The sequence below is a fragment of the Paraburkholderia sp. GAS334 genome, from assembly GCF_050436625.1.
Taxonomy (GTDB): domain Bacteria; phylum Pseudomonadota; class Gammaproteobacteria; order Burkholderiales; family Burkholderiaceae; genus Paraburkholderia.
Window position 1 is genome coordinate 319,358 of sequence record NZ_JBNDMO010000005.1, and the last position, 23,737, is coordinate 343,094.

Genomic DNA, 23,737 nt, shown 5'->3' on the forward strand with positions numbered 1-23,737 from the left:
TCCATGACACAACACAACGCCGATGCGCTCTTCGCCGGCAATCGCGTCACGCTGGCGAACTACGAAGCACGGCATTTCGGATGGTCGGTTAAGGCAGGCGTCGCAACGGTCACATTGAACCGCCCTGAACGCAAGAATCCGTTGACGTTCGAATCGTACGCGGAACTGCGCGACCTCTTTCGTCAGCTTGCATACGCAACGGATGTGAAGGCCGTCGTGATTCACGGCGCGGGAGAAAACTTCTGCTCAGGCGGCGATGTGCACGAAATCATCGGGCCGCTGATTGATCTGCCGATGCCGGAACTGCTGATGTTCACGCGCATGACGGGCGACCTCGTGAAGGCGATCCGTCATTGCCCACAACCGGTAGTAGCGGCCGTCGATGGCGTGTGTGCCGGCGCGGGCGCGATTCTCGCGATGGCGTCCGATCTTCGGCTCGGCACGGCGCGCAGCAAACTCGCGTTCCTGTTTTCCCGCGTGGGTCTCGCGGGCTGCGACATGGGCGCGTGCTCGATCCTGCCGCGCATCATCGGCCAGGGACGCGCCACCGATCTTCTGCTCACGGGTCGGTCTGCCAGCGGCGAAGAAGGCTTCGCGTGGGGCTTTTACAACCGCCTGTGCGAACCTGACGCGCTCCTTGATGAAGCGGCAAAGCTTGCTGCTGACCTTGTCGCCGGACCGACGTTTGCTCACGGCATCACCAAGAAGATGCTGCATCAGGAATGGAGCATGAGTGTCGACGAAGCGATCGAATCGGAAGCGCAAGCGCAAGCCATCTGCATGAGCACGCTCGACTTCGACCGCGCATATCGCGCATTCGCAGCGAAATCACGCCCTGTGTTCGAGGGAGACTAAGTTGAACGCTTTCGCTAAACCAGACATGCATGGCGCACTCGCATGGCCATTCTTCGAAGACCGTCATCGCGAACTCGCAGCCGGAATCGAAGCGTGGGCCGCGACACATCTACGCGATGAGAAACACGATGACGTTGACGCAACCTGTCGCCATCTCGTTCGCGCGCTGGGCGAAGCGGGCTGGCTGAAATACGGCGTCGGCGGCACGGCTTATGGCGGCCACGGCGATACGATCGACACGCGCGCCGTGTGCCTGCTGCGCGAAACACTCGCAAAGCATTCAGGCCTCGCCGATTTTGCGCTGGCAATGCAAGGCCTGGGATCCGGTGCAATCTCGCTCGCCGGCACGCATGAACAGAAGCAGCGCTATCTGCCGCGTGTCGCTAGCGGTACGGCAATCGCCGCCTTCGCGCTATCCGAACCGGAAGCGGGATCGGACGTTGCCGCGATGGCGCTATCCGCGCGCCTGAATGGCGACTCATACGTGCTCGACGGCGAAAAAACGTGGATATCCAACGGGGGTATCGCCGACTTTTACGTCGTGTTCGCACGCACCGGCGAAGCGCCCGGCGCACGCGGCATCTCCGCATTCATCGTCGATGCGGACACGCCGGGTTTGCAGATCGCCGAACGCATCGACGTGATCGCGCCGCATCCACTCGCGCGACTACATTTTGCGGGTGCACGCGTGCCGCGCGGTCAAATGCTCGGTGCACCCGGTGAAGGCTTCAAGATAGCGATGCGAACGCTCGACATCTTTCGCACGTCGGTTGCGGCGGCATCGCTTGGATTTGCACGTCATGCAATGGAATCGGGCCTTGAACGCGCGGCATCACGCAAGATGTTCGGCCAGACACTCGGCGACTTCCAGTTGACGCAGGCAAAACTCGCACAGATGGCGTTGACCATCGACAGCAGCGCACTGCTCGTCTATCGCGCGGCGTGGCTGCGCGATCAGGGCGAAAACGTCACACGCGAAGCAGCGATGGCGAAATGGCATGCCAGTGAAGGCGCACAACAGGTGATCGACGCGGCCGTGCAACTGTGGGGTGGTACGGGCGTGCAAAGCGGCATGGCCGTCGAAGTGCTGTATCGCGAGATCCGCGCACTGCGTATTTACGAAGGCGCGACGGAAGTGCAGCAACTGATCGTCGGGCGTGACGTGCTTAAGGCGCATGCATCCCAACGTGAACGTCGGGAGCCGAATCCATGAGTGCCGCGTTCGAATTGCCCGTGCGCATCCGCTTCGCGCATTGCGACCCGGCGGGCATCGTTTATTTCCCTCAATACCTGATCATGACCAACGCACTGGTCGAAGACTGGTTCACCGAAGGCCTGAAGATCGACTACGCGCACATGATCGAAACGCGGCGCGTCGGCTTACCGATCGTCAAGCTCGAATGCGAGTTTTCGCGACCGAGCCGGATGGGTGAAACGGTCACGCTATCGCTCTCGCTGGACGCTATTGGCCGACGCTCGGTCAAAATCGACATCGTCGGCCAGTGCGGCAATGAAGTGCGTTTCCGCGCACATCAGGTGCTGGTGACGACGTCGCTTGAAACGGGCGCGTCGATCGATATCCCCGAAGACATCGCCGCCGCCATGACGGCGTTCGCCCCGCAATTCCAATCCACGCAGGAGCTTCGCTCATGAAAAAACCTCTGCTGCCAGCCGGTTGGGTCAAGCCGCGCGGCTACGCAAATGGCGTCGCCGCGAGCGGCACGCAGGTCTTCATCGCCGGACAGATCGGCTGGGATGAAGAGGCGCGCTTCAAAAGCACGGAATTCGCCGCGCAGGCGATCCAGGCCCTCCGCAATGTCGTCGCGGTACTGCGCGAAGCGAACGGGAAGCCGGAGCATCTGGTGCGCCTCACGTGGTATGTCACCGACAAGCGCGAGTACCTCGCTTCGTTAAAGGAAATCGGCGGCGCATTCCGCGAACTGATCGGCGACTACGACATCGCGATGAGCGCGGTTCAGGTGGTCGCGCTGATCGAAGACGAAGCAAAAGTTGAAATTGAAGCGACTGCTGTGATCCCTCACGAAGCCCGCTAAACATCTCACCCGCTCCGGAGACCATGATGGAACCGTCAGCACACGTCGATACCTTCGCACGGGACAATCTCCCGCCGCAGGATCAATGGCCCGTGTTTCTGCTGGACAACCCTGACGTGGCGTATCCCGCGCGCTTCAACTGCGCGACGGAACTGCTGGATCGCAGCGTCGAAGCTGGCTGGCGCGACCGTCCCGCAATCTGGTCTGAAGTGGACGGACGACCGCAGTCCACCACGTACGGCGAACTGCTAACCCTGGTGAATCGCAGCGCGCACGTACTGGTCGAAGAAATGGGATTGCGTCCCGGCAATCGCGTGCTGCTGCGTGGTCAGAATACGTTGCAGATGGCCGTGGCGTTTCTCGCGGCGCTCAAGGCCGGGCTCGTCGTCGTGCCGACCATGCCGCTACTGCGCGCGAAGGAACTCAAGCAGATCATCGACAAGGCGAAGATCAGCGCCGCACTGTGCGACAACCGCCTGCTCGACGAACTGAAACGCTGCGCGAATCCCAACGATGAATTCTTTTGCGTGGATCTCAAACAAACACGCGTCTTTCATGACGACTCCGCTGATTCGCTGGAAACACTCGCGGTCAACAAGCCGGCCGAATTCACCGCGTGCGACACCGCCAGCGACGACGTCTGTCTCATCGCGTTCACCAGCGGCACGACGGGCACGCCGAAAGGCTGCATGCATTTTCATCGCGACGTGCTCGCGATGTGTGACCTGTTTCCGCGTCACGTGCTCAAGCCTTCGCCCGATGACGTGTTCTGCGGCACACCGCCGCTTGCTTTCACATTCGGCCTTGGCGGCATGCTGTGCTTTCCGCTGCGCGCCGGTGCGTCAACTGTGCTGATCGAGCGACTCACCCCGGAAACGCTGCTGCAAACCGTCGAACGCTTTCACGCGACGGTTATGTTCACCGCGCCGACGTTCTACCGGCAGATGGCGCCGCTGCTGCCGCGCTTCGATACATCGAGCCTCTGCAAAAGCGTGTCGGCGGGCGAAGCGCTACCTGACTCGACGCGTGCGCTGTGGCGCAACGCGAGCGGCATCGAGATGATCGACGGCATCGGCGGCACGGAGCTGATCCACATTTTCATTGCTGCGGCAGCCGATGATGTGCGTCCGAACGCGATCGGCCGCGCGGTGCCGGGTTATGTGGTGCAGGTGGTCGACGATGCAATGCAACCCGTTCCACGCGGCACGATCGGCAAGCTTGCGGTACGCGGACCCACGGGTTGCCGCTATCTTGCAGACGAGCGTCAGCTGAAATTCGTGCGCGACGGCTGGAATCTGCCCGGCGATTCGGTGTATCAGGACGAAGACGGCTACGTGTTCTATCAGGCACGCGCCGACGACATGATCGTATCCGCGGGCTACAACATCTCCGGCCCGGAAGTCGAAAGCGCGCTGATGCAGCACGAAGCGGTGGCCGAATGCGGCGTCGTCGGTATGCCCGACGAAACGCGCGGGCAGATCGTGAAAGCGTTCGTCGTGGTGCGCCCAAACTATGTGCCTGACGACAGACTGGTCGCGCAACTGCAGGATTTCGTCAAGAATACGATTGCGCCATACAAATACCCACGCGTGATCACGTTCGTCGATGCCTTGCCTCGCACGGAGACGGGCAAGCTCAAACGGTTTGCGTTGCGCGCGATGTAGTTCATCCTGACACCGTCGTCTTTGCTGGAGTGTTCCGCCATGACCCCATCTCCACGGGACGCCCTTATGATGTGATCTCCGCGGCCACGCTCCCAACCTGCCGTCTCGTACTAAACTTCGAGTTCGACCCAAGCGGGATGATGAGGGACTGGCCCCTCTGTTCGCGCGCAGCGAACGTAACGGAGACCCACGCATGACGCACCACATCGAAGGGAACAAACGCTGGCTCGCGCTGATCGTCCTGTGCATGGGCGTGCTGATGATCGTCCTCGACACGACAATCGTGAACGTCGCGCTGCCGTCGATTGCGGCGGACCTCGGCTTCTCAGAGACCTCGCTCGTGTGGGTCGTCAACGCATACATGCTGACCTTTGGCGGGTTTCTGCTGCTGGGCGGGCGTCTCGGCGATCTCTTCGGGCACCGGCGGCTGTTCCTTGCCGGTATCGCCCTCTTCACGGTCGCATCACTCGCCTGCGGCATTTCGACTACGCAGGTTCTGCTCGTGTGCGCGCGGGCCGTTCAGGGTCTGGGCGGCGCTGTCGTATCGGCGGTTTCGCTCTCGCTCATCATGAATCTGTTTACCGAAACGGGCGAGCGTGCAAAAGCGATGGGCGTCTACGGTTTCGTGTGCGCGGGCGGCGGCAGTATCGGCGTGCTGCTCGGCGGGCTACTCACCAATGTGCTCAGCTGGCACTGGATTTTCCTCGTGAATCTGCCGATCGGCATCGCTGTCTATGCACTGTGTCTCGCGCTATTGCCAGCAGGGCGTGGCAAGCAGGAGGCAGGCAAGCTCGATGTCGCGGGTGCGGCCAGCGTCACGGCATCGCTGATGCTGGCGGTCTATGCGATCGTCAACGGCAACGAGGCCGGCTGGACGTCTCTCACCACGCTTGGCCTTCTTGCCATTGCCACCGCACTGCTCGTAGTCTTTCTGTGGATCGAATCGCGCGTGCGTCATCCGTTGATGCCGCTCGGCCTCTTCACACTGCGCAATGTCGCGACAGCGAATGTCGTCGGGGTGCTGTGGGCAGCTGCGATGTTCGCGTGGTTCTTCATCTCTGCGCTCTATCTGCAGCGCGTGCTCAGCTACCAGCCGATGCAGGTCGGTCTCGCGTTTCTGCCCGCGAACCTGATCATGGCGTTCTTCTCGCTTGGGCTCTCTGCGCGGCTCGTGATGCGCTTCGGTTTGCGATTGCCGCTGGCCGTTGGCCTCCTGATCGCGGCGTGCGGACTCGCGCTTTTCGCGCGCGCGCCGGTGGATGGTCACTTCACGATCGACGTGCTGCCCGGCATGCTGCTGCTCGGCTTCGGCGCAGGTATCGCGTTCAATCCGCTGCTGCTCGCCGCAATGAGCGACGTGAAGCCGGAAGATTCCGGGCTCGCGTCAGGCATCGTCAACACGGCGTTCATGATGGGCGGTGCACTCGGTCTCGCGATTCTGGCGAGCCTCGCCGCCGCGCGCAGCGACCAGCTTCTTGCGCGCGGCGCACCGGCGCCCGTCGCGCTCAACGCCGGCTATCACGTTGCGTTCCTGGCTGGGGCAATCTTCGCAGCGGTCGCGAGTCTCGCGGGCGCAGCATTCCTGCGCGCACGCGCATCCTCGCCCGCGCCCTTACCCTCCCCGCACGGCGAAGCTGGGAACCTGCACGGCACTGCAAAACGCCCTGGCAGCGGAGCCACAGCCCGCAGCAGTTGAACCATTGGGAGACGTCATCATGGGCCATGAAAGCAATGACGTTGCCCCGTCCGAGCGCGCGGACGATGTGCGCAAGCGCGATCAAATGCGCCGCATTCGCCACGGCTATGCTGGTTCCATGCTGACATGAGAGCTGGCATGAACCCCGTCGGAAAAGCACTCTGGTTTATCGAAAGTCACTTCGCAAGCGACATCACGCTCGACGATATCGCGACGAGTGGCTGCGTCACGCGCTTCCATCTGTCGCGCGCGTTCGAAGCCGCGACAGGTCGCGCGGTGATGCGCTATGTGCGCGGCCGTCGTCTGTCGGAAGCGGCGCGCGCGCTGGCGAATGGCGCGCCCGATATCCTGGCGGTAGCCGTCGATGCAGGATACGGCTCTCACGAGGCATTCACCCGCGCGTTTCGCGACCAGTTCGGCGTCACGCCCGAAGCGGTCCGTACGCAAGGCAACGTGTGCAACATCGAACTCGTGGAGCCCATCAAAATGAACGAATCCTTTCTCGAAGACCTCGCGCCGCCGCGCATCGAAACCGGCAAACCGCTGCTTGTCGCGGGCCTGAGCGAGCGGTATCACTTCGAACACAGCGAAGGCATTCCCGCGCAATGGCAGCGCTTCGGTCCACGCATCGGCAAGGTGCCGGGACAGGTCGGACAGATCGCGTACGGCGTCTGCTTCAACAACGACGACGCCGGCAATTTCGACTATCTGTGCGGCGTCGAAGTCACGGACTTTTCATCGCTGCCGGCGGATCTGGCGCGTGTGCGAATCGGCGAACAGCGCTACGCCATATTCACGCATCGCGATCACATCTCAGCGATCCGCCGCACATGGAATACGATCTGGAACAAATGGCTGCCGGAGTCCGGACACCAGGTCGCCGATGCACCCGTGTTCGAGTGCTATAGCGAGCAGTTCAACCCGACGACGGGCATGGGCGGCGTCGAACTCTGGGTTCCGCTGAAGTCGTGATCCATCGCGGCTGAGGGCATGGCGCGCGGATCGCTACGATTCGCGCGCTGACAGCATCGTCTCGATCACGTTCGCCACCTGCGCGACGAGGCCATCGATCTCATCAGCCGGCACACCCGCGTAACCGAGCACAAACCCGTTGTAACGCTCCGCACCCGGCGCCGGCAGGCAATAACCGCTGACCGGCGGCACGACGATGCGCCTGACGAGCGCCGCCTTGCCGACTTCGACATCGGAAAGCGGCACGTCAAGCCGCGCGGTGAGATGCATGCCACCCGCGCCACCCGACACCGTCACGATACCGCGCAAATGACACTCGATCGCTTCGAGCAGTGCCTCACGTCGTGCCGAATAGAGCCTTCGCATGCGTCGCAGGTGACGGCTGTACATGCCGCGATCGATGAAGTCCGCTAATGCGACCTGATCCGCCACGCGCCCGCGCCGCGAGATTTCGCCCATCGTCAGCGAAATAGCATCCGCCAGTTGTGCAGGCACAACCATGAAGCCGAGCCTGAGCGCGGGAAACAGCGTCTTGCTGAACGTGCCGACGTACACCACGGGCGTATCGGCCGCGAGCCCCTGCACCGCCGACAGCGGCGGTCCCTCGTGCCGGAACTCGCTGTCGTAGTCGTCTTCGATGATCCATGTACCATGTGCGCGCGCCGCGTCGATCAACGCAACGCGCCGCTCCAGGCTCAGCACGCTGCCAAGGGGATACTGGTGCGACGGCGTGATGTAGATCAGCTTCGGCGGCGACTGTTGCCAGTGAGCCGGCGTCGGCGCGATGCCGTGCGCATCCACGGGAATCGGCACGACGCGCAGGCCGGCCGCCTGAAGCGCGGCGCGCGCGCCGTTGTAGCCGGGGTTTTCGATCCACGCGATATCGCCCGGGTCTGCGAGCACGCGTGCGGCGACGTCGAAACTCGTCTGCGTGCCATCGGTGATGAACACCTGCTCGAGATCGCAACGCACACCGCGCGACACCTTCAGATAGTCCGCAATCGCGCGGCGCAACCACGGATGCCCGTGACTTCCACCATAGCCGAGATCCGATGCATCGATGCCACGCCACGCGCGCTCCATGGCGGCACGCCATTGCGCGAGCGGGAATTCATCGAGCGCCGGAAGCCCGGGGCGAAATGCGACGAGCTCCTTCAACGCATCCCGATCGTTGCTCAACCCCGCCACGCGTTTCGACAACGTAGCGGGCAGCGGAGCGGCCGCACACATGGACGACTGCTGCTGCAAACCCAGGTGCGCCACCACCGAACCGTGCCGGTCGGCTTCGAGAAAGCCCTCGGCGGCAAGCCGCTCGTACGCATACAGCACGGAGTTGCGCGCGATGCCGAGTTCTTCAGCCAGCACGCGCGTCGCGACGAGCCGCGTGCCCTGCGCGATCGTGCCGTCAAGGATCGCGCTGCGCAACGCTTCGTAGAGCATCCGCTGGCGCGGCAGCTTGCGGTCGTTCTGCTGTCGCGCGTACGCGGACAGAAGCAATCCAAAATCCATTGAACCGTGGCTCCAGAGTTTGAGTGCTTGGTGGGTCTACACGTAGAGCCACGAAAACCCTATTCTGCCAGCAGACCCCACACAAAAGGAACCCTGCAGATGGACATGAAGGCCACCGCCCCAAGCGAGCGCACCCGCGTGCGCCGCGTCGCTGAACGCGCCGGGTATGAGCGTGAGACGCTCAATGCGATCGTCGACGCCGCGCACATCTGCCACGTCGCGTTCACAGACGAACGTGGCGTGCACTGCATTCCGACGGCCTGCTGGCGCGAAGGGGATCATCTGTACATCCACGGCTCGAACGGCAGCCGTCTTATCAGGCAGGCGGCGTCGGGCGCGCAGATCTGCGTCACGATCACGCATCTCGACGGTCTCGTGCTGGCGCGCTCGGCGTTCCATCATTCGATGAATTACCGCTCGGCGGTCATTTACGGCGTCTGCGAGCGGGTTCCCGACGAACATAAGCCCGCGGTCCTCGACGCCTTCGTGGAAACCATCGCGCGTGGCCGTTCCCGCGAAGCGCGGCGCGCGAATTCGAAGGAACTGGCCGCCACGACCGTGCTGAGGATCGCGCTCGATGAGTACGCCTGCAAGATCCGCACGGGCGGCCCGAAGGACGACGAGGAAGACATGAGCCTGCCTGTCTGGGCTGGCGTACTGCCGCTCGAACTCGCGCCGCGCCCGGCCGTGCCCGACGCCGAGTACGATCACACGCCCGACTACGTCGCGAACCGGGGTTGAACCACGACACGACGTGGTCGCGGTGTCCCGGCGTCGCTTCGTCGGCAATATGCGCTCCCGCGCCGATCGACGCGTCATCGCAGCTCGCACGCAGGAATCCGGCGCGACGCTGGCCGCCCGCCTCGCCGCGTTTTCGTATGGAATCCCAGCCTCGAACTGGCGAGCGGATCGCTGCTCGCCTGCCTGCACTGGACCCGTGCGCCCAGTCACCCGATTGGGCAAACACGCACCGCATTGCCGTCTTCTTCTGTCGTTTTCGGCCACGATCTGGCAACATCGATACTGGCCGGGGTCGACACGCTGATCGCACAATACAGCGTCGCCAACCCGGCTTTGCTGGCAGGCGCGGCCGCCGAAAGCACGTCCATGCAGCATCTTTTGTCTTCGATCGATCCCGCGGCGGCGAACGCGCTCGCGCAACTTGACGGTGCGCTAGCGCTGTTCGTCGAACGTCTCGGCGAGCGCAGCGTGCATCCGCGTTTTCGTCTGAACTGGACGCTGGTCGCAAAAGACGCATGACCCGTGACGGCTGCACCCTGCAGAGCGGAACGCCTGGAATGCTTGATGCTTGGAAAGACGATCCGCGTGTTGTTTTCCCTGGACCGTTCATCATTCTGGAGCGCGCTTATGACTACCGGACTCGCCACTGAGTTTTCGCATGTCCGTCCGCAGGACACCGCCTGGGAGGACCAGGGCTTGCGCGACTTCTTTCTGTATCGCGATCTCGGCATCGCGAAGGCGACGGGCGGCAAGGTGCTCGCGCAGCTCGTCAAGGCGAACATGGCACCAGCAGCAGGCACCGGCTGGCACCGTCATGAGGCCGACTTCCACATCGTGATCATGCTGAAGGGCTGGGCGCGCTTCATGTACGGCGACAAGGAAACGCTCGTCGCCGCCGGCGACTGCGTGCATCAGGCGCCAGGCATCATCCACTACCTGTTCGATTATTCCGAAGATATGGAGTATCTGGAGATCGTCTCTCCCGCCGACTTCAAGTCGATCGATGCTGAAGGGCCGTGTGAGGTGCCGGCGGTCACGCCGTGGAAAAGCGAAGTGACGTAAAGACGCTGGCGAACCGCGCGCGATCTCATCGACGCGCGCGCGTTCGCGTTAAGCCAGACGCTCAACCCACGCGATCGTCCGGCCTAATGCGAGGAAGCCGAATTACGCCGTAACGGCACGACGTTCGTCATGACGTCCGCTTCTTCATCGGTGGCGGGCGCGGCGGGCGCGGCGGGCGCGGCGGGCGCCGACCCCGGCGGCGGATTGACCAGCGACGAAGCCGCCAGCTGGATCGGTTGCGCGCGGGGGCTCACGACGACCGCACGCGGCTCATTGTCCTGAATCATGCTGCGCACGCGCGGATAGATGTGCCGTTCCCAGCGCTTGCCATTGAACACGCCGTAGTGTCCGACGCCCGTCTGCACGTGATGCGTCTTCAGATACGGCCGCAGCTTGTCGCACAGATCCTGCGCCGCCAGCGTCTGGCCGACCGCGCAGATATCGTCCTTTTCCCCTTCGACCGTCATCAGCGCCGTGCGACGGATCGCCGACGTATCGACGCGTCGTCCGCGCACTTCCAGCGCATGCAGCGGCAACGCATGTTTCTGGAACACGGTATCGACGGTTTCCAGGTAGAAATCCGCGGTCAGATCCATCGTCGCGAAATATTCTTCGTAGAAGATCTGGATTGCGTCGGCTTTCATTGGATCGCCTTTCGCACGCTCGTAGTGCATCGTCGCGAACGAGTCCATATGGCGCTGAAGATTCATCGCCATGAACGCGTTCAGCTGCACGAAACCCGGATAGACACGCCGGCTTGCGCCTGCAAAACCGAACGGCACGGCGCTGATCAGGTTCTGCTCGAACCACTCGATCGGTTTGCTCTTCGCCAGCTCGTTCACGCGCGTCGGGTTGATGCGTGTATCGATCGGGCCCGCCATCAGCGTCATGCTGGCGGGCTGTGCAGGGTGATTGTCGGCGGCCATCAGCGCCACGGCGGCCAGCGCCGCGACCGTCGGCTGGCACACGGCCAGCAGGTGCGTGCCCTGACCGATGGCTTCGGTGAAGTCGATGACCGTCTGCACGAACTCGTCGAAGCCGAAGCGGCCCTGCGAAAGCGGGACGTCGCGCGGGTTGTGCCAGTCGGTGATGTAGACGTCGTGCTCGGCGAGCATCGTGTGGACCGTGTCGCGTAGCAACGTCGCAAAGTGTCCCGACATCGGCGCAATCACCAGCACGCGCGGTTGCGGCTGCGCGGGCGCGTGGTCCTTGCGGAAGTGCAGCAGCGAGCAGAACGGCGTCGCTGCGGAGACTTCCTCGACGACGGCAACGGCTTTACCATCCACTTCAATCGAATCAATATCGAATGGCGGCCGTTGATGCGTGAGACCCGACAGCGCAATCAGCTCGCATGTGGCGCGAAGCGACCGGCCGTGGGGCGTCTCGCCCATTTCTGGCCACAGGTTAAGCGTGCTGTTAACCAGCGATGCGCCGTGGCGAAACGGCTGCATCATGTTGGCGAAGGCCTGGTAGGCGGGGTAGGACAGCGGATTCATGGCCCTTCGCACGGATGCTCTAAAAAAGTGATGACTGTAATGAGGCAATACGTATGCCAGGCGGCAGCATGGGCCCCCGAAGGCACCAGCGGTTGGCATGGCACTTGCGCGCTTTCGCGCAGGGCGCACGTTTTGCCGTGATCTGGTGCGCGCCGCGCACGATAACGTGCATGGCAGACAGCACCGCGCATCGGTTGAGGAGATACGTATGGCCAACACCACGCTAACCATCAGCAGCAAGAACTATTCTTCGTGGTCGCTGCGCGGGTGGCTGCTCGTGAAGCTGAGCGGGCTTCCGTTCGAAGAAATCGTGATGCCAATCGACGATCCCGGCGCGCGCGCGGAACTGTTGCTGCTGTCGCCTTCCATTCTCGTGCCATGCCTGCTTCACGACGGCATCCGCATCTGGGACACGCTCGCCATCGCCGAATATCTTCATGAGATTCGTCCCGACGCGGGCCTGCTGCCCGACGGCCGCCGCGAGCGTGCGCATTGCCGTTCGATCTGCGGCGAAATGCATTCAGGCTTCAGTTCACTGCGTTCCGCGTTGCCAATGAACCTGAAAGCGCATTTTCCTGATTTCAAGGTGTGGGCGCGCGCGCAATCCGATATCGAACGGATCGTCGCGATCTGGCGCGAGTGTCTCGCGCAATATGGCGGGCCGTTTCTGTTCGGCGCAAAGCCGACGGTCGCCGATGCGATGTATGCGCCGGTCGTGACGCGCTTCGTCACGTACGACGTGAAGCTCGATCCGGATATCGTCGCGTATGGGCAGGCGATACTCGCGCTGCCCGAGATGCAGGAATGGATCGCCGACGCGCAGAAGGAAGTCGAGGAAATCGACGAACTGGATGTGGAGTTCTGAGACTTCCGAACCTCGTCCTTCGCTTCAGACTGGCGCTGTGGCCGGAATCTCGCGTGCGTTGAGATAAAGCACATCACGCCGATGGCGACCGCGACGGCCGCCATCGCCCCTACACCGACCGCTTACACCTGCGCTGAACGCATCAGCCGGTGAATCCCTGCCGCAATTTCATCCACGTGCGTTTCCAGCGCGAAGTGACCCGTATCCAGAAACTCGACAGTCGCATTGGGGTTGTCGCGACGGTACGCTTCGGCGCCCGGCGGAATGAAGAACGGGTCGTGCTTGCCCCAGATCGCGAGCGTCGGCGGCTTGAAGTCGCGGAAGAACGCCTGGAATTCCGGATACATCTTCACGTTTGAAGCGTAGTCCAGGAAGAGGTCGAGCTGGATGTCCTTGTTGCCTGGACGCTCCAGCAGCGCCTGATCCAGCGTGTACGACTCGGGCGCGACGTCGTCCGGATTCTTCACGCCGTGCGTGTATTGCCAGCGCGTGCCTTCGAGTGTCAGCACAGCATCGCGGATCACATTGCGGTTGGCTTCGCTCGGCTCGGCCCAGTAGCGGCGGATTGGATCCCATGCATCGCCCAGGCCTTCTTCGTACGCGTTGCCGTTCTGCGAAACGAGTGCCGACACGCGATCCGGATACGCCAGCGCCAGACGAAAGCCAACCGGCGCGCCGTAGTCGAATACGTACAGTGCGTAGCGCTGGAGATCGAGCGCATCCACAAACGCCCGTACCGTTTGCGCCAGACCGTCGAACGTGTAGACGTACTCGCGCCCGGCCGGCACCGTCGTGAAACCGAAGCCCGGCAGATCCGGCGCGATCACGCGATATTGCGCGGCAAGACGCGGAATCAGATCGCGGTACATATGCGATGACGAAGGATAGCCATGCAACAGCAGAATCACCGGCGCATCGACCGGCCCCGCTTCGCGATAGAAAACACTGACGCCGTCAGCTTCGACGCGCTTGAGCGCCATGCGGGGAATCGAAGGAACAGTGGCTTGCGCCGATGAAGCATCAGACATGAGGTTCTCCTGACAGGGATCGTTTGAAACCGCTAAAAACTAGGTACAACGGTTACATCATAGCCCGGCGACGTAACTTGTCAAACTTATTTTTAACGGTTACAGTAGAAACACTGAATCAGGAACTGTCATGCTCTCTGCTCATACACACACTTTCGCGCCTGCACCCGGTGCCCGGCCGTCGTTCGTCGGCGATCACCCCGCGCTCGATATGCTCAACACGGTCGCCGTGGTCGATGACCAGATGGTCGACTTCTGGCAGACGGACGAGGACGTGCTGAACTGGCTGGGCGAAATGAATCTGGTGGTGCCTGGCGAAGCGCCCGCGCTCAAGCCGCTTGCGTTACGCGACGCGGCGCGCGGATTGCGCGAGCTCGTCCGCACGCTGCTGGCCCAGCGCAAAGCAGAGGAAACCGTGGAAATCGCTGCGCTGAATGACTTTCTGGCGCACGGGCACTACCAGACGCAGCTGGTAGCCGCGACGGACGGGAGCGTTCAGATCAGTCGCCGATACGAGGCGCGTTCGGCGGAACAGGTATTGATACCGCTCGCGGAATCGGCGGCGGAACTGCTTGCAACGGGCGACTTTAGCCTCGTGCGCAAGTGCGAGCACCCGGATTGCGTGCTGCACTTCTATGACCGCACCAAGTCGCACCGGCGGCGCTGGTGCAGCATGGCGATGTGCGGCAACCGGCACAAGGTTGCGCAGTTTCGCCGTCGGCAGGAGCAGTAAGCTGACGCGGCCCGAACGGGCTGCCCTAAGCGGCCGCCTCAAACGCTTCTGCCGTCTCACGCACTAAAGTCGCCACCAGTTCAGCCGCCGGCATCGCGCGCGACAAACGCACCGCCTGACCCGCCCAATGCGCCGCGTATTCGTGATTGCCCTGCGCTTTGGCCGCGGCGTGCAGAGCCTTGCCGGCATCATAGGCGATAGGGTAATCGGGGAACGGTGGGCGCCCCGCAGCACGTCCCAGTTCGGCGATGCGGTTCTGGATTCCCCGCGCCGGCCGGCCGGAAATGGATGTGATCAATGTCGTCCGGACCGCCGGATCAACGATCGCCTGACGATAAGCCGCATCCGCAGCCGATTCCGGTGACGCGACGAAAGCCGTTCCAAGCTGCACCGCCTGCGCGCCGAGCGCGAGCATGGCCGCGATGCCCGCGCCATCCATGATGCCGCCCGCTGCAATCACTGGCAGGCTCGTTTGCCGGACCAGAACGCGTACCAGCGCGAGCGTACCGAGCGCTTCGTCGGGCTGTTCGGGATCGAACATGCCGCGATGGCCGCCAGCCTCGATGCCCTGCGCCACGATCGCGTCGATGCCCGCCCGCTCGATTTGTGCTGCTTCATCCGGATTCGTCGCGTTTGCCAGCAGGACGATGCCCGCGTCGTGCAGACCTTCGATGATGTGCGGCTTCGGCAGGCCAAAGTGAAAGCTCACAACCGCCGGACGCTCTTCGACGAGCATCGCCAGCATGGCGTCGTCGTCGACCGCGCTTTTGTAGATTTCGCGCAGCGCCTTCGGCGGCTCGGCGCCGAAACGTGCGAACTCCGGTGCCAGATAGGCGAGCCAGCGCGCTTCGCGTTCCGGGTCGGCGGTGGCGGCCGCATGCACGAACAGATTGATGTTGAACGGCTTGCTGGTCAGCGCGCGCGTCTCGCGAATCATCGCGCGCGCGCCTTCGACCGTCGTCGCGCCGACGCCGAGCGAGCCCAGTCCGCCCGCATTCGACACCGCCGCGGCCAGCGCGGGCGTGCTCACGCCCGCCATCGGCGCCTGGATGATCGGCACGCTGATGCCGAGCTTCGCCAGCAGCGTCGTGGAAGTGTTGGACGGGTTCATCATCGGCTCCTTTATTTAGACCGATTATCCCTGTATCAGCGCGCGGCCGCTCTCTGTCTGGCGCGCGCCGTCGTCATGGTTTCGGCGGCAAAGATAAAACGCGATTGCAGGAAGCGCCGGGCGGCACTTGCTGCAAGGAACCGGACGTGTGTTCAGGCTCCCGCACGAACCACTATACTTATGTCGCTCTCAGCGATAAATCCGGCAATTGGAAAATTTGTTCATACATCGTGTAATGAATACGAAACGGCAATTCGACGACCTTCTGCTGGGCAGCATCGAGCTGTTCTGTCGGGCGGCTGAGCTGGCGAGCTTCACAGCGGCAGCTAATGCGGCGGGCGTGACACCCGCTGCGGTGAGCCGTTCGGTATCGCGTCTGGAAGAGCGGATGGGCGTGCGGCTGTTCGTGCGAACGACGCGGCAGATTCGTCTGACGGACGCCGGTCGCACGTATTTCGAGCAGTGTCGCGACGCGCTGGCGCAACTCGTCGACGCCGAGCGGCAGGCGACCGGCGAGCAGTCCGCGCCCGCCGGCAAGCTGCGCATCAGCATGCCGACACCGTATGCGCATTACCGCGTGCTGCCACTGCTGCCGGAGTTTCGGGCCCGCCATCCGCAGATCCAGGTCGACGTGCACATCAGCAACCGCAACATCGATTTCGCCGAGGAAAGCTACGACCTCGCGATTCGCGGACGCGCGCCCGACGAATCCAATCTCATCGCGCGCAAGCTGGAAGACGCGGAACTGGTCGTGGTCGCAACGCCGGGCTATCTGGCGCGCGCGGGCACGCCCGCCTCGCCCGACGACCTCACGCAACACGACTGCGTCCAGTTCGATCTGCCAAGTAGCGGACGCCGCATCCCGTGGCTTTTCACCGATCGCGAGACAGGCCAGATGGTCGAACGCCCAACCGAGGGCGGTTATTCGAGCGGCGGTGACGTGCTGGGTGGTGTGACGCTAGCGCGTGCCGGCGCCGGCCTGTTTCAGACGTACCGCTTCGTGGTGGAGCGCGATCTGCGCGAAGGTTCGCTGGTGGAAGTGCTATCGGCGTTCGGCGGCACATCGAGGCCGTTCGTGCTGCTGTATCCCCACGGACGGCATCTGTCGCTGCGGGTGCGTAGTTTCGTCGATTTTCTGGTTGAGAAGCTCGCGCACCGAGGCCTGCTGCAGCGCAATCCTCAAGGCACGCGTCAGGCGTCCTGAACGATTGTGCCTTGATGGAAAACGATCTTCCAGTCGGATCCGGCGCGCTGCCAGATCGTTGAACGCCTTGTCTCGCGTGCGCCTTGACGCAACGAATAGGTCAACAGATAAATGTCGGCGGCGAGACGCTGGCAATGGAAGTCGCAGCTCTCCCAGTCGTCATCGAGTGGCGGCGACGCATAGCGGCGTTCGAGTTCGTCGAGCACGAACGCGCGGCTGTAACGCCGGCCCGACGCGCCCGTTTCCCAGAAGCCGTCAGCGATCATCCGCTCGAAGTCCGCACGCGTACTGCCCCACTCCGGACGATGAAAAATCGGCTCACGACTCGCCAGGTCGTCGCGAATGGCGATGAGGTCCGGTTCGGTGATGCGGGCGGGTTCGCAGGAGGCATGCGTCATGTCAGAAACTCCGGCAACAGTCTTCCAGAGTATGTCACGGTCAGGCGGATGTGCGCAGCAGTGCGGCAGCGCCTGCGTCTCACGCGGGTCGGCCGGGCGCCGGTAACACGCGCCGCGCATGACGCCATGACGTCATTGCGCCATTGCAGGGCCAATGCTCAGCTGCGCTTGCCCATCGCAGCCGCACGCTCCAGCAGCAACTCACGCTCGCGCGCGTTTCGCGTCATCGCGGCTGCACGCTCGAACTCGACGCGCGCCTCTTCCTGACGACCGAGCTTGGCGAGCAGATCGCCGCGCACGCTCGGCAGCCAGTGATAGTTCGCGAGCGCGCCTTCGTCGCCTAACGCATCCACGATGGGCAGTGCTTCCTGCGGACCGAACGCCATGCCGATTGCGACCGCGCGATTCAATTCGACAACCGGCGAAGGCGACACCTCCGCGAGTGCATCGTAGAGCGCGACGATGTGCGACCAGTCGGTTTCGGCAGCGGTGCGAGCGCGCGCGTGGCACGCGGCGAGCGCGGCCTGCAACGTGTACGGTCCGCTCGCGCCGCCCAGCGAGAGCGATCGGTCGAGCGCCGCGAGCCCGCGACGGATCAGGAGCGGATCCCAGCGGCTGCGATCCTGGTCGAGAAGCAACACGGGACGGCCTGCCGCGTCCGTTCGCGCGTGCATGCGCGACGCCTGGATTTCAATCAGCGCGACGAGACCATGCACTTCGCTCTCACCCGGCGTCAGTCCTTCGAGTACACGGCCGAGCCGCAGCGCTTCGTCGGTGAGCGCGGGGCGCGTCCAGTCGTCGCCGGCCGTGGCCGAATAGCCCTCGTTGAAAATCAGGTAGATCACTTCGAGCACCGAATCGAGCCGCACCGCCCGTGCGTCAGCCTGCGGCACTTCGAACGGCACGTGCGCCGCCGCGAGCGTGCGCTTGGCGCGCACGATGCGCTGCGCGATGGTCGGCTCAGGCACGAGAAACCCGCGCGCGATTTCATCTGTGGTCAGGCCGCCGAGCAGACGCAGCGTCAGCGCAACGCGCGCGTCGGTCGAAAGCACCGGATGACACGCCGTGAAAACGAGCCGCAACAGGTCGTCGCCGATATCGTCTTCGCGCGCGGCATCGAGTCCGTCGACGAAATCGGGCACAACATGCGTCTCCAGCGCGTCCATGTCACGCCCGAGTTCTTCGTGCTTGCGCGCGTGCAGCGCCTGCTGACGTAGCCAGTCGAGCGCGCGATTCTTCGCTGTCGCCATCAGCCAGGCTCCCGGGTTGGCCGGCACCCCCGCGTCAGGCCAGTGTTCGAGCGCGGCGATGAGCGCGTCCTGCGCGAGCTCTTCGGCGCGGCCCACGTCGCGCACCATGCGCGCGACGTGGGCGATGACCTTGGCGGATTCGATCCGCCAGACCGCCTCGATGGCCCGATGCGTATCCGTCGACGTCACGACGGGCCTCAGGGCGCGCCCGCCGCGTTCGGGTCCATGTACACCAGTTCCCAGATGTGGCCGTCGAGGTCCTCAAAGCCGTGGCCGTACATGAAGCCATGATCCTGCGGCGCACGCGGCGCCGTGCCGCCGGCGGCGACCGCTTTGGCGACCAGTGCGTCGACCTCCGCGCGGCTTTCGCACGAGAGGCACACCAGGCATTCGGTCGTCGCTTTCGCGTCGGCGATCGGCTTGCCTGTGAAGCCCTTGAAGAAGGGTTTGACGAGAAGCATCGCGTGGATGTTTTCGCCAATCACGAGGCAGGCCCCTGAATCGTTGGTGAACTGCTTGTTGAAGTTCAAGCCCAGCGCGCTGAAAAACGCCATCGATTTCGGCAGGTCGTCGACGGGCAGATTCACGAAGATCTGTTTATGCATGAGGGATCTCATTAAAGGTTGTGTGTGTATTACTGCTTCTGCTTCTGCTTCTGCTTCTGCGCCTGCGGTTTGCGGGTCCGTCCGAGCATTCCGTCGGGTTCGAAGTCTTCCGCCTCGTAGAGCTCGCGCACCTCGATCTCGCCGTCGGCGTCTTCGCCGAACGGCGCGGGGAAGCGGCGCGCCCATTCCATCGCTTCTTCGCGGGAACGCGCCTGGATCAGCGTATAGCCCGCGATCAGTTCCTTCGTCTCCGCGAACGGGCCGTCGATCACGGCGCGCTTGCCGCCGGAATATTTGATGCGCCAGCCTTTCGACGTCGGTCGCAGGCCGTTCGCATCGAGCAGCACGCCCGCTTTCGCGAGTTCTTCGTGGTACGTCCCCATGGCGTTCAGCACGGTGTCGTCGTCAGGCATGACGCCAGCTTCCGACGTCGCCGTCGCCTTCACAATGATCATGAATCGCATCGCAGTTCTCCCTGGCTGGTCAGAAAAGCCGTTCGTTTTTCGGCTTCTGCATGCACGACGAACCACGCGGGGCAGGATCGACACGCGAATGACCGCACCAGGGAATTCCCTTGGCCGCGAAGATGGACGCGCGAAGGCTTTAGTCCCAGCAGGGGCCGACCTTGCGGACTTCGATCGTGGACCAGGATGCCGCCGGACATTCCCCGGCAATCGCGACGGCTTCCTTCAACGTCTCGCAGTCGATGATGAAAAAGCCGCCGATCATTTCCTTCGCCTCGGCGAACGGACCATCGATGACCTTGCTCTGACCGTTGCGCACCTGGACACGTGCGCCTTTCGCCTGTGAGTTCAGCGATTCGACGCCGCGCAGCACGCCGCGCGACTTGAGGTCTTCGGCGAAACGCACCATCTGGTCATAGACTTCGTGGCCCTGTTCGAGCGTGCGCTGTTGGCGCTGTTCGATGGGCTCGACGATGAGCAACATGTAAGACATGGAGCCTCCGCAAATTCATGCGACGCGGTATGCGTCGATGCGACCGGCGATGAATCGCCCGGACGATGTGCGAAGGCAGTCTAGCAAGCGAAGGGGAGGCGCGCAAAAGTGTTATGCGCGACTGCACGAGCACTGCGCGCCAGCAATGAAGGGAGTACCCCGCTAACGGCGTGACTTCGTGATGGCGTTAGCGTTAGCGTCAGCGGGGTTTCACGCGGCGGAATTACTGCGACGTCAGTCCGCCATCGACGCTCAACACCTGTCCCGTGATAAACGACGCGCGGTCTGACAACAGAAACAGCGCGGCCTGCGCGACTTCCTCCGGTTCCGCGACCCGCCCAAGCGGATGCATCGACGTAAGGGGATGTTCGCTCTCGCCGCTCTCGCCCTTGACGAACGAACCTTCCGTCATCGGCGTGCGCGTGATGGCCGGGCTCACGACGTTGACGCGCACGCCCTTCGACGCCATTTCGATCGCAGCCGAGCGCGCGAGCGCGGTCAACCCGCCTTTGCTCGCGCTGTAGATCGCCAGGCCCGGAACGAACACTTCCGCGAGCACCGATGAGGTGAACACGATCGAGCCGCTGCCCTGACGCGCCATGATCGGAAGCTGGCTCTTCAGGACGTTGAATCCGCCCTTCAGGTTGATATCGATGACGCGGTCCCACGTTGCTTCGTCCTGCTCCGCCAGCGGCCCGCGTCCCGCGCTGATGCCGAAGTTGTTGAACGCACAGTCGATGCGACCGTGACGGCGCATCACTTCTTCGGTCATCGCGGCGACGCTCGCGCCATCCGCAACGTCCGCGGCGATAAACGAAGCACGGCCGCCCTTCTCGCGAATCTGCGCGACCACCGCATCGCCTTCCGACTGACGGCGGCCAACCACGACGACTTCCGCGCCTTCGTCCGCAAACAGCGCCGCGGCAGCCGCGCCAATACCCGATGTTCCGCCTACGACCAGTGCGATCTTGTCCTGAAGCATGCCCATTTGACGGCCCCTATAAATGACGAATGAAATCTATTTATAGATCACCGGGAGAACAGGCGGACAAAAGCCGCGAGCGGATCGAAGCAATGCTCCCTGCCCAGGTACTGCGCGACGTGATGTCGCGTCAGAAAACGGGCCAGCGTGTATCGCAGGCCCGTTTTTCGTCATACGCGAGAGCAAAGCTCAAGCCGCGACGCCCTTACCCACGCCGTAACGCGCAGCCGGGCGGCTGTGCGACAGATTCGGCCCGAGCGCGAGGCGCGCGTCGTTGGCCTTTTGCCAGTCGGCCGCCTCCGGCAACGACGGAATCGTGACGAGTTCGCCCTGGTCGAGACCGGCGAGCGCGGCGTCGACCATATCGGCCGCCGACATCACCCACGCCTCCGGCAGCGCCGACACCGGTGTCCCCGCGCGATCCCAGAATTCCGTGCTGGTCGCGCCCGGCAGAACGGCCTGCACCTGCACGCCGTGCCCGCTGACTTCGTGATGCAGCGACTGCGTCAGGTTCAGCACGAACGACTTCGTGCCGCTATACACGCCGTTCAGCAGCTCCGGCGAAACCGCGACGATCGAAGAAATGTTGATCACGATCCCCTTGCCGCGCGCGACCAGACCCGGCACTGCCGCCGAAGTCAGCCGCGTCAGCGCGACGACATTCAGCTGGATCATGCTTTCGAGGCTGTCCGGATCGGAATCGATCAGCTTGGACGTCGCGCCGACGCCAGCGTTATTGACCAGCATCGTGATGCCCGCGTCGGAGCGCAGGCGTGCCTCGATGCGGCGTAGATCGGCATTCGCGGTCAGGTCGGCGGCGAGTGTTTCGACCGTGCGGCCGGTTTCCTTCGACAGTTTGTCCGCGAGGTTCGCGAGGCGTTGCGTATCGCGCGCCACCAGGATCAGGTCGTAGCCGCGGCGCGCGAGGCGATCCGCGTAAACCGCGCCAATCCCCGACGATGCGCCCGTGATCAGCGCCGTGCCCTTGTTCGATGACTTTGCCATGTGAATCTCTCCTTGAGGCGCCGGCACTCATCCATGCGCGGCGCCCATCATGTTGATCAATAAGGGAATATCGCCCCGGTTGGTCGCCTTGTCGGGCGGCTTCCGGTGTTGACATGGGAGAGTCTAGGCGCGTATCTTTGTGTCTCAAATGACGTATTTACCTCGTTTTGAGACATTGCTGAGGGTGGTGTAATGAAGCGAATCGGCGTGGTGGTTTTTCCAGGATTCCAGATTCTCGACATGGTCGCCGTGTCGGTGTTCGAACTCGCCAATCTCGGGGCGGATAGCCCGGCGTACGAGATCGAAGTCATTTCGGAGCATGGCGGCCCGGTGCGTAGTTCATCAGGCGTGCAGGTCGAATCGAAAGCGTTCGACGATCCGTCGTACGACACGGTCGTCGTCACCGGCGCGATGTTCCTCGAGCCTTCTTCGCCCGGTCTGTGCGCGTTTCTGAACCGCGCGCTGGCGGCATCCCGGCGCACCACGAGCATCTGTACCGGCGCGTTTGTGCTCGCCGAAGCCGGCATTCTCGACGGCAAGCGCGTCACGACGCACTGGAGCTTCGCACGCGAACTGCAACACCGTTTTCCAAAGACGAAAGTCGACGACGACCGCATCTTCATCGTCGACGGTTCGGTGTGGACGTCGGCGGGCATGACTGCCTGTATCGATCTGTGTCTGGCGCTCGTCGAGGCCGATCTGGGCGTCGAGGCGTCGCGTTCGATCGCCAAAAAGCTCGTGGTCTATCACCGTCGCACGGGTGGGCAGTCGCAGTATTCCGCCATGCTCGATCTTCAACCGCGCTCCGACCGCATCCAGACGGCGCTGACATGGGCGAAAGATCATCTGCGCGAGCGTCTCTCGGTCGAAACGCTCGCGGAAGTCGCGCATCTGAGTCCGCGCCAGTTCAGTCGCGCATTTCGCGACGAAACGCGGCAGTCGCCAGCGAAAGCCATCGAAAACCTGCGCGTCGAAGCGGCGCGCTCGATGATCGAAACGGGGCGTCACTCGCTCGAAACCGTCGCTGCGGAGACCGGGTTCGTGGATACGGAGCGCATGCGTCGGGCATTCCTGCGCGCGTTCGGTCAACCGCCTCAGGCAATCAAGCGCGCGGCGCGTGCCTGAAGAGCCGGGCCGGAGCGTGCTGGTCGCAGGCGATCTCGCAGCGGGCTGGCTCGTGCGGCCTTTCTGCGATGCGCAAAGCTGTGAGCTTGCGTACTACGTCGTCCACAAAGACGCGCGTGGCCTCCCGCCCGCGGTTGTCGCCGTCAAGGAATGGCTTCTCGCCGAAGCCGCCATCGACTGATTACCCCCGCCTGTCCGTCCCGATCCCAGTTGTAAGCGCGCTTACTAAATACCCACATAACGCATGGCTTTGTTGCGAATCGTTACCATTTATGAAATGATAATGATTCGCATTTAACGACATTAGCCGGTCCCTGAACAGCGGTCTGGCGGGGTTGAATCGCGCGCGCGAAATGACGCGCAGCGGGCGACGCAGGACGTTTTACGTCCGGCCAGACCGACAAAAACAACGTAACAACGACAGG

26 protein-coding genes are annotated in these 23,737 nt (G+C 63.2%); 15 read left to right on the top strand and 11 right to left on the bottom strand.

What is annotated here, in order from left to right:
• The first annotated feature begins 3 nt into the window (after nt 1–3).
• The 7 genes from P3T21_RS12340 to P3T21_RS12370 all read left to right on the top strand — a co-directional run bounded on the left by P3T21_RS12340 (nt 4) and on the right by P3T21_RS12370 (nt 7,241).
• Nucleotides 4–855 (top strand): enoyl-CoA hydratase family protein, encoded by an 852-nt coding sequence (locus tag P3T21_RS12340; RefSeq protein ID WP_429256205.1) that lies wholly within the window; start codon nt 4–6, stop codon nt 853–855.
• A gap of 25 nt (nt 856–880) precedes the next feature.
• Nucleotides 881–2,068: an acyl-CoA dehydrogenase family protein gene (locus P3T21_RS12345; protein WP_429256321.1), complete on the top strand. Its 1,188-nt coding sequence runs from the start codon at nt 881–883 to the stop codon at nt 2,066–2,068.
• Nucleotides 2,069–2,088: 20 nt separating this feature from the next.
• The gene (locus P3T21_RS12350; protein ID WP_429256206.1) at nt 2,089–2,508 is read left to right on the top strand and encodes an acyl-CoA thioesterase; all 420 of its coding nucleotides are present in this window, start codon (nt 2,089–2,091) and stop codon (nt 2,506–2,508) included.
• Nucleotides 2,505–2,909: a RidA family protein gene (locus P3T21_RS12355; protein WP_429256207.1), complete on the top strand. Its 405-nt coding sequence runs from the start codon at nt 2,505–2,507 to the stop codon at nt 2,907–2,909. The genes P3T21_RS12350 and P3T21_RS12355 overlap by 4 nt, the downstream gene beginning before the upstream one ends.
• A gap of 26 nt (nt 2,910–2,935) precedes the next feature.
• Entirely contained in the window at nt 2,936–4,573 is a 1,638-nt protein-coding gene (locus tag P3T21_RS12360; protein ID WP_429256208.1) for an AMP-binding protein, read from the top strand.
• 193 nt (nt 4,574–4,766) lie between these two features.
• On the top strand, nt 4,767–6,269 hold the full coding sequence (locus P3T21_RS12365; protein ID WP_429256209.1) for a DHA2 family efflux MFS transporter permease subunit: 1,503 nt from the start codon (nt 4,767–4,769) through the stop codon (nt 6,267–6,269).
• A gap of 138 nt (nt 6,270–6,407) precedes the next feature.
• Nucleotides 6,408–7,241, top strand: coding sequence for an AraC family transcriptional regulator (locus tag P3T21_RS12370; RefSeq protein WP_429256210.1), 834 nt, complete (start codon nt 6,408–6,410; stop codon nt 7,239–7,241).
• Between the two features lie 33 nt (nt 7,242–7,274).
• Here the strand turns inward: P3T21_RS12370 and P3T21_RS12375 are convergent, their stop codons facing one another.
• A complete protein-coding gene (locus P3T21_RS12375) occupies nt 7,275–8,750 on the bottom strand; it encodes a PLP-dependent aminotransferase family protein (RefSeq protein WP_429256211.1) in 1,476 nt (491 codons plus the stop codon).
• A gap of 99 nt (nt 8,751–8,849) precedes the next feature.
• On the opposite strand from P3T21_RS12375, the gene P3T21_RS12380 reads away from it, so the two are divergent.
• From P3T21_RS12380 to P3T21_RS12390, 3 genes are all read left to right on the top strand, one after another.
• Nucleotides 8,850–9,491: a pyridoxamine 5'-phosphate oxidase family protein gene (locus P3T21_RS12380; RefSeq protein ID WP_429256212.1), complete on the top strand. Its 642-nt coding sequence runs from the start codon at nt 8,850–8,852 to the stop codon at nt 9,489–9,491.
• Nucleotides 9,492–9,725: 234 nt separating this feature from the next.
• Nucleotides 9,726–10,010: a hypothetical protein gene (locus P3T21_RS12385; protein WP_429256213.1), complete on the top strand. Its 285-nt coding sequence runs from the start codon at nt 9,726–9,728 to the stop codon at nt 10,008–10,010.
• A 108-nt stretch (nt 10,011–10,118) separates the two neighbouring features.
• Nucleotides 10,119–10,553 carry a cupin domain-containing protein gene (locus P3T21_RS12390; protein ID WP_429256214.1) on the top strand — a complete coding sequence of 145 codons (435 nt, stop codon included), beginning with the start codon at nt 10,119–10,121 and terminating at the stop codon, nt 10,551–10,553.
• An 83-nt stretch (nt 10,554–10,636) separates the two neighbouring features.
• Here P3T21_RS12390 and P3T21_RS12395 read toward each other — a convergent pair whose 3' ends face one another.
• Entirely contained in the window at nt 10,637–12,049 is a 1,413-nt protein-coding gene (locus P3T21_RS12395) for a polyhydroxyalkanoate depolymerase (protein WP_429256215.1), read from the bottom strand.
• A gap of 208 nt (nt 12,050–12,257) precedes the next feature.
• Between P3T21_RS12395 and P3T21_RS12400 the strand changes: the two genes are divergently transcribed.
• Nucleotides 12,258–12,914, top strand: a complete 657-nt coding sequence (locus tag P3T21_RS12400; protein WP_429256216.1) for a glutathione S-transferase family protein — start codon at nt 12,258–12,260, stop codon at nt 12,912–12,914.
• Between the two features lie 122 nt (nt 12,915–13,036).
• On the opposite strand, the gene P3T21_RS12405 is transcribed toward P3T21_RS12400, so the two are convergent.
• A complete protein-coding gene (locus P3T21_RS12405) occupies nt 13,037–13,942 on the bottom strand; it encodes an alpha/beta fold hydrolase (protein WP_429256217.1) in 906 nt (301 codons plus the stop codon).
• 130 nt (nt 13,943–14,072) lie between these two features.
• On the opposite strand from P3T21_RS12405, the gene P3T21_RS12410 reads away from it, so the two are divergent.
• On the top strand, nt 14,073–14,675 hold the full coding sequence (locus tag P3T21_RS12410; protein ID WP_429256218.1) for a CGNR zinc finger domain-containing protein: 603 nt from the start codon (nt 14,073–14,075) through the stop codon (nt 14,673–14,675).
• A gap of 25 nt (nt 14,676–14,700) precedes the next feature.
• Here P3T21_RS12410 and P3T21_RS12415 read toward each other — a convergent pair whose 3' ends face one another.
• Entirely contained in the window at nt 14,701–15,786 is a 1,086-nt protein-coding gene (locus tag P3T21_RS12415; protein WP_429256219.1) for an NAD(P)H-dependent flavin oxidoreductase, read from the bottom strand.
• Between the two features lie 235 nt (nt 15,787–16,021).
• On the opposite strand from P3T21_RS12415, the gene P3T21_RS12420 reads away from it, so the two are divergent.
• On the top strand, nt 16,022–16,990 hold the full coding sequence (locus P3T21_RS12420; RefSeq protein WP_429256220.1) for a LysR family transcriptional regulator: 969 nt from the start codon (nt 16,022–16,024) through the stop codon (nt 16,988–16,990).
• Here the strand turns inward: P3T21_RS12420 and P3T21_RS12425 are convergent.
• The 7 genes from P3T21_RS12425 to P3T21_RS12455 form a co-directional block, all read right to left on the bottom strand.
• Nucleotides 16,978–17,388: a DUF4440 domain-containing protein gene (locus P3T21_RS12425; protein WP_429256221.1), complete on the bottom strand. Its 411-nt coding sequence runs from the start codon at nt 17,386–17,388 to the stop codon at nt 16,978–16,980. The two genes, P3T21_RS12420 and P3T21_RS12425, sit on opposite strands and share 13 nt — an antisense overlap.
• A gap of 158 nt (nt 17,389–17,546) precedes the next feature.
• Nucleotides 17,547–18,827 carry an RNA polymerase sigma factor gene (locus P3T21_RS12430; protein ID WP_429256222.1) on the bottom strand — a complete coding sequence of 427 codons (1,281 nt, stop codon included), beginning with the start codon at nt 18,825–18,827 and terminating at the stop codon, nt 17,547–17,549.
• 8 nt (nt 18,828–18,835) lie between these two features.
• On the bottom strand, nt 18,836–19,243 hold the full coding sequence (locus P3T21_RS12435; protein WP_429256223.1) for a VOC family protein: 408 nt from the start codon (nt 19,241–19,243) through the stop codon (nt 18,836–18,838).
• Between the two features lie 29 nt (nt 19,244–19,272).
• Nucleotides 19,273–19,707 carry a YciI family protein gene (locus tag P3T21_RS12440; protein ID WP_429256224.1) on the bottom strand — a complete coding sequence of 145 codons (435 nt, stop codon included), beginning with the start codon at nt 19,705–19,707 and terminating at the stop codon, nt 19,273–19,275.
• A 139-nt stretch (nt 19,708–19,846) separates the two neighbouring features.
• On the bottom strand, nt 19,847–20,200 hold the full coding sequence (locus P3T21_RS12445) for a YciI family protein (RefSeq protein WP_429256225.1): 354 nt from the start codon (nt 20,198–20,200) through the stop codon (nt 19,847–19,849).
• 223 nt (nt 20,201–20,423) lie between these two features.
• Nucleotides 20,424–21,188 carry an SDR family NAD(P)-dependent oxidoreductase gene (locus P3T21_RS12450; protein ID WP_429256226.1) on the bottom strand — a complete coding sequence of 255 codons (765 nt, stop codon included), beginning with the start codon at nt 21,186–21,188 and terminating at the stop codon, nt 20,424–20,426.
• Nucleotides 21,189–21,371: 183 nt separating this feature from the next.
• Nucleotides 21,372–22,187 (bottom strand): SDR family NAD(P)-dependent oxidoreductase, encoded by an 816-nt coding sequence (locus P3T21_RS12455; protein WP_429256227.1) that lies wholly within the window; start codon nt 22,185–22,187, stop codon nt 21,372–21,374.
• 192 nt (nt 22,188–22,379) lie between these two features.
• Between P3T21_RS12455 and P3T21_RS12460 the strand changes: the two genes are divergently transcribed.
• Together P3T21_RS12460 and P3T21_RS12465 are read left to right on the top strand one after the other, a co-directional pair.
• Nucleotides 22,380–23,312, top strand: coding sequence for a GlxA family transcriptional regulator (locus tag P3T21_RS12460; RefSeq protein ID WP_429256228.1), 933 nt, complete (start codon nt 22,380–22,382; stop codon nt 23,310–23,312).
• The gene (locus P3T21_RS12465) at nt 23,305–23,493 is read left to right on the top strand and encodes a hypothetical protein (RefSeq protein WP_429256229.1); all 189 of its coding nucleotides are present in this window, start codon (nt 23,305–23,307) and stop codon (nt 23,491–23,493) included. The genes P3T21_RS12460 and P3T21_RS12465 overlap by 8 nt, the downstream gene beginning before the upstream one ends.
• The last annotated feature ends 244 nt before the right edge of the window (nt 23,494–23,737 follow it).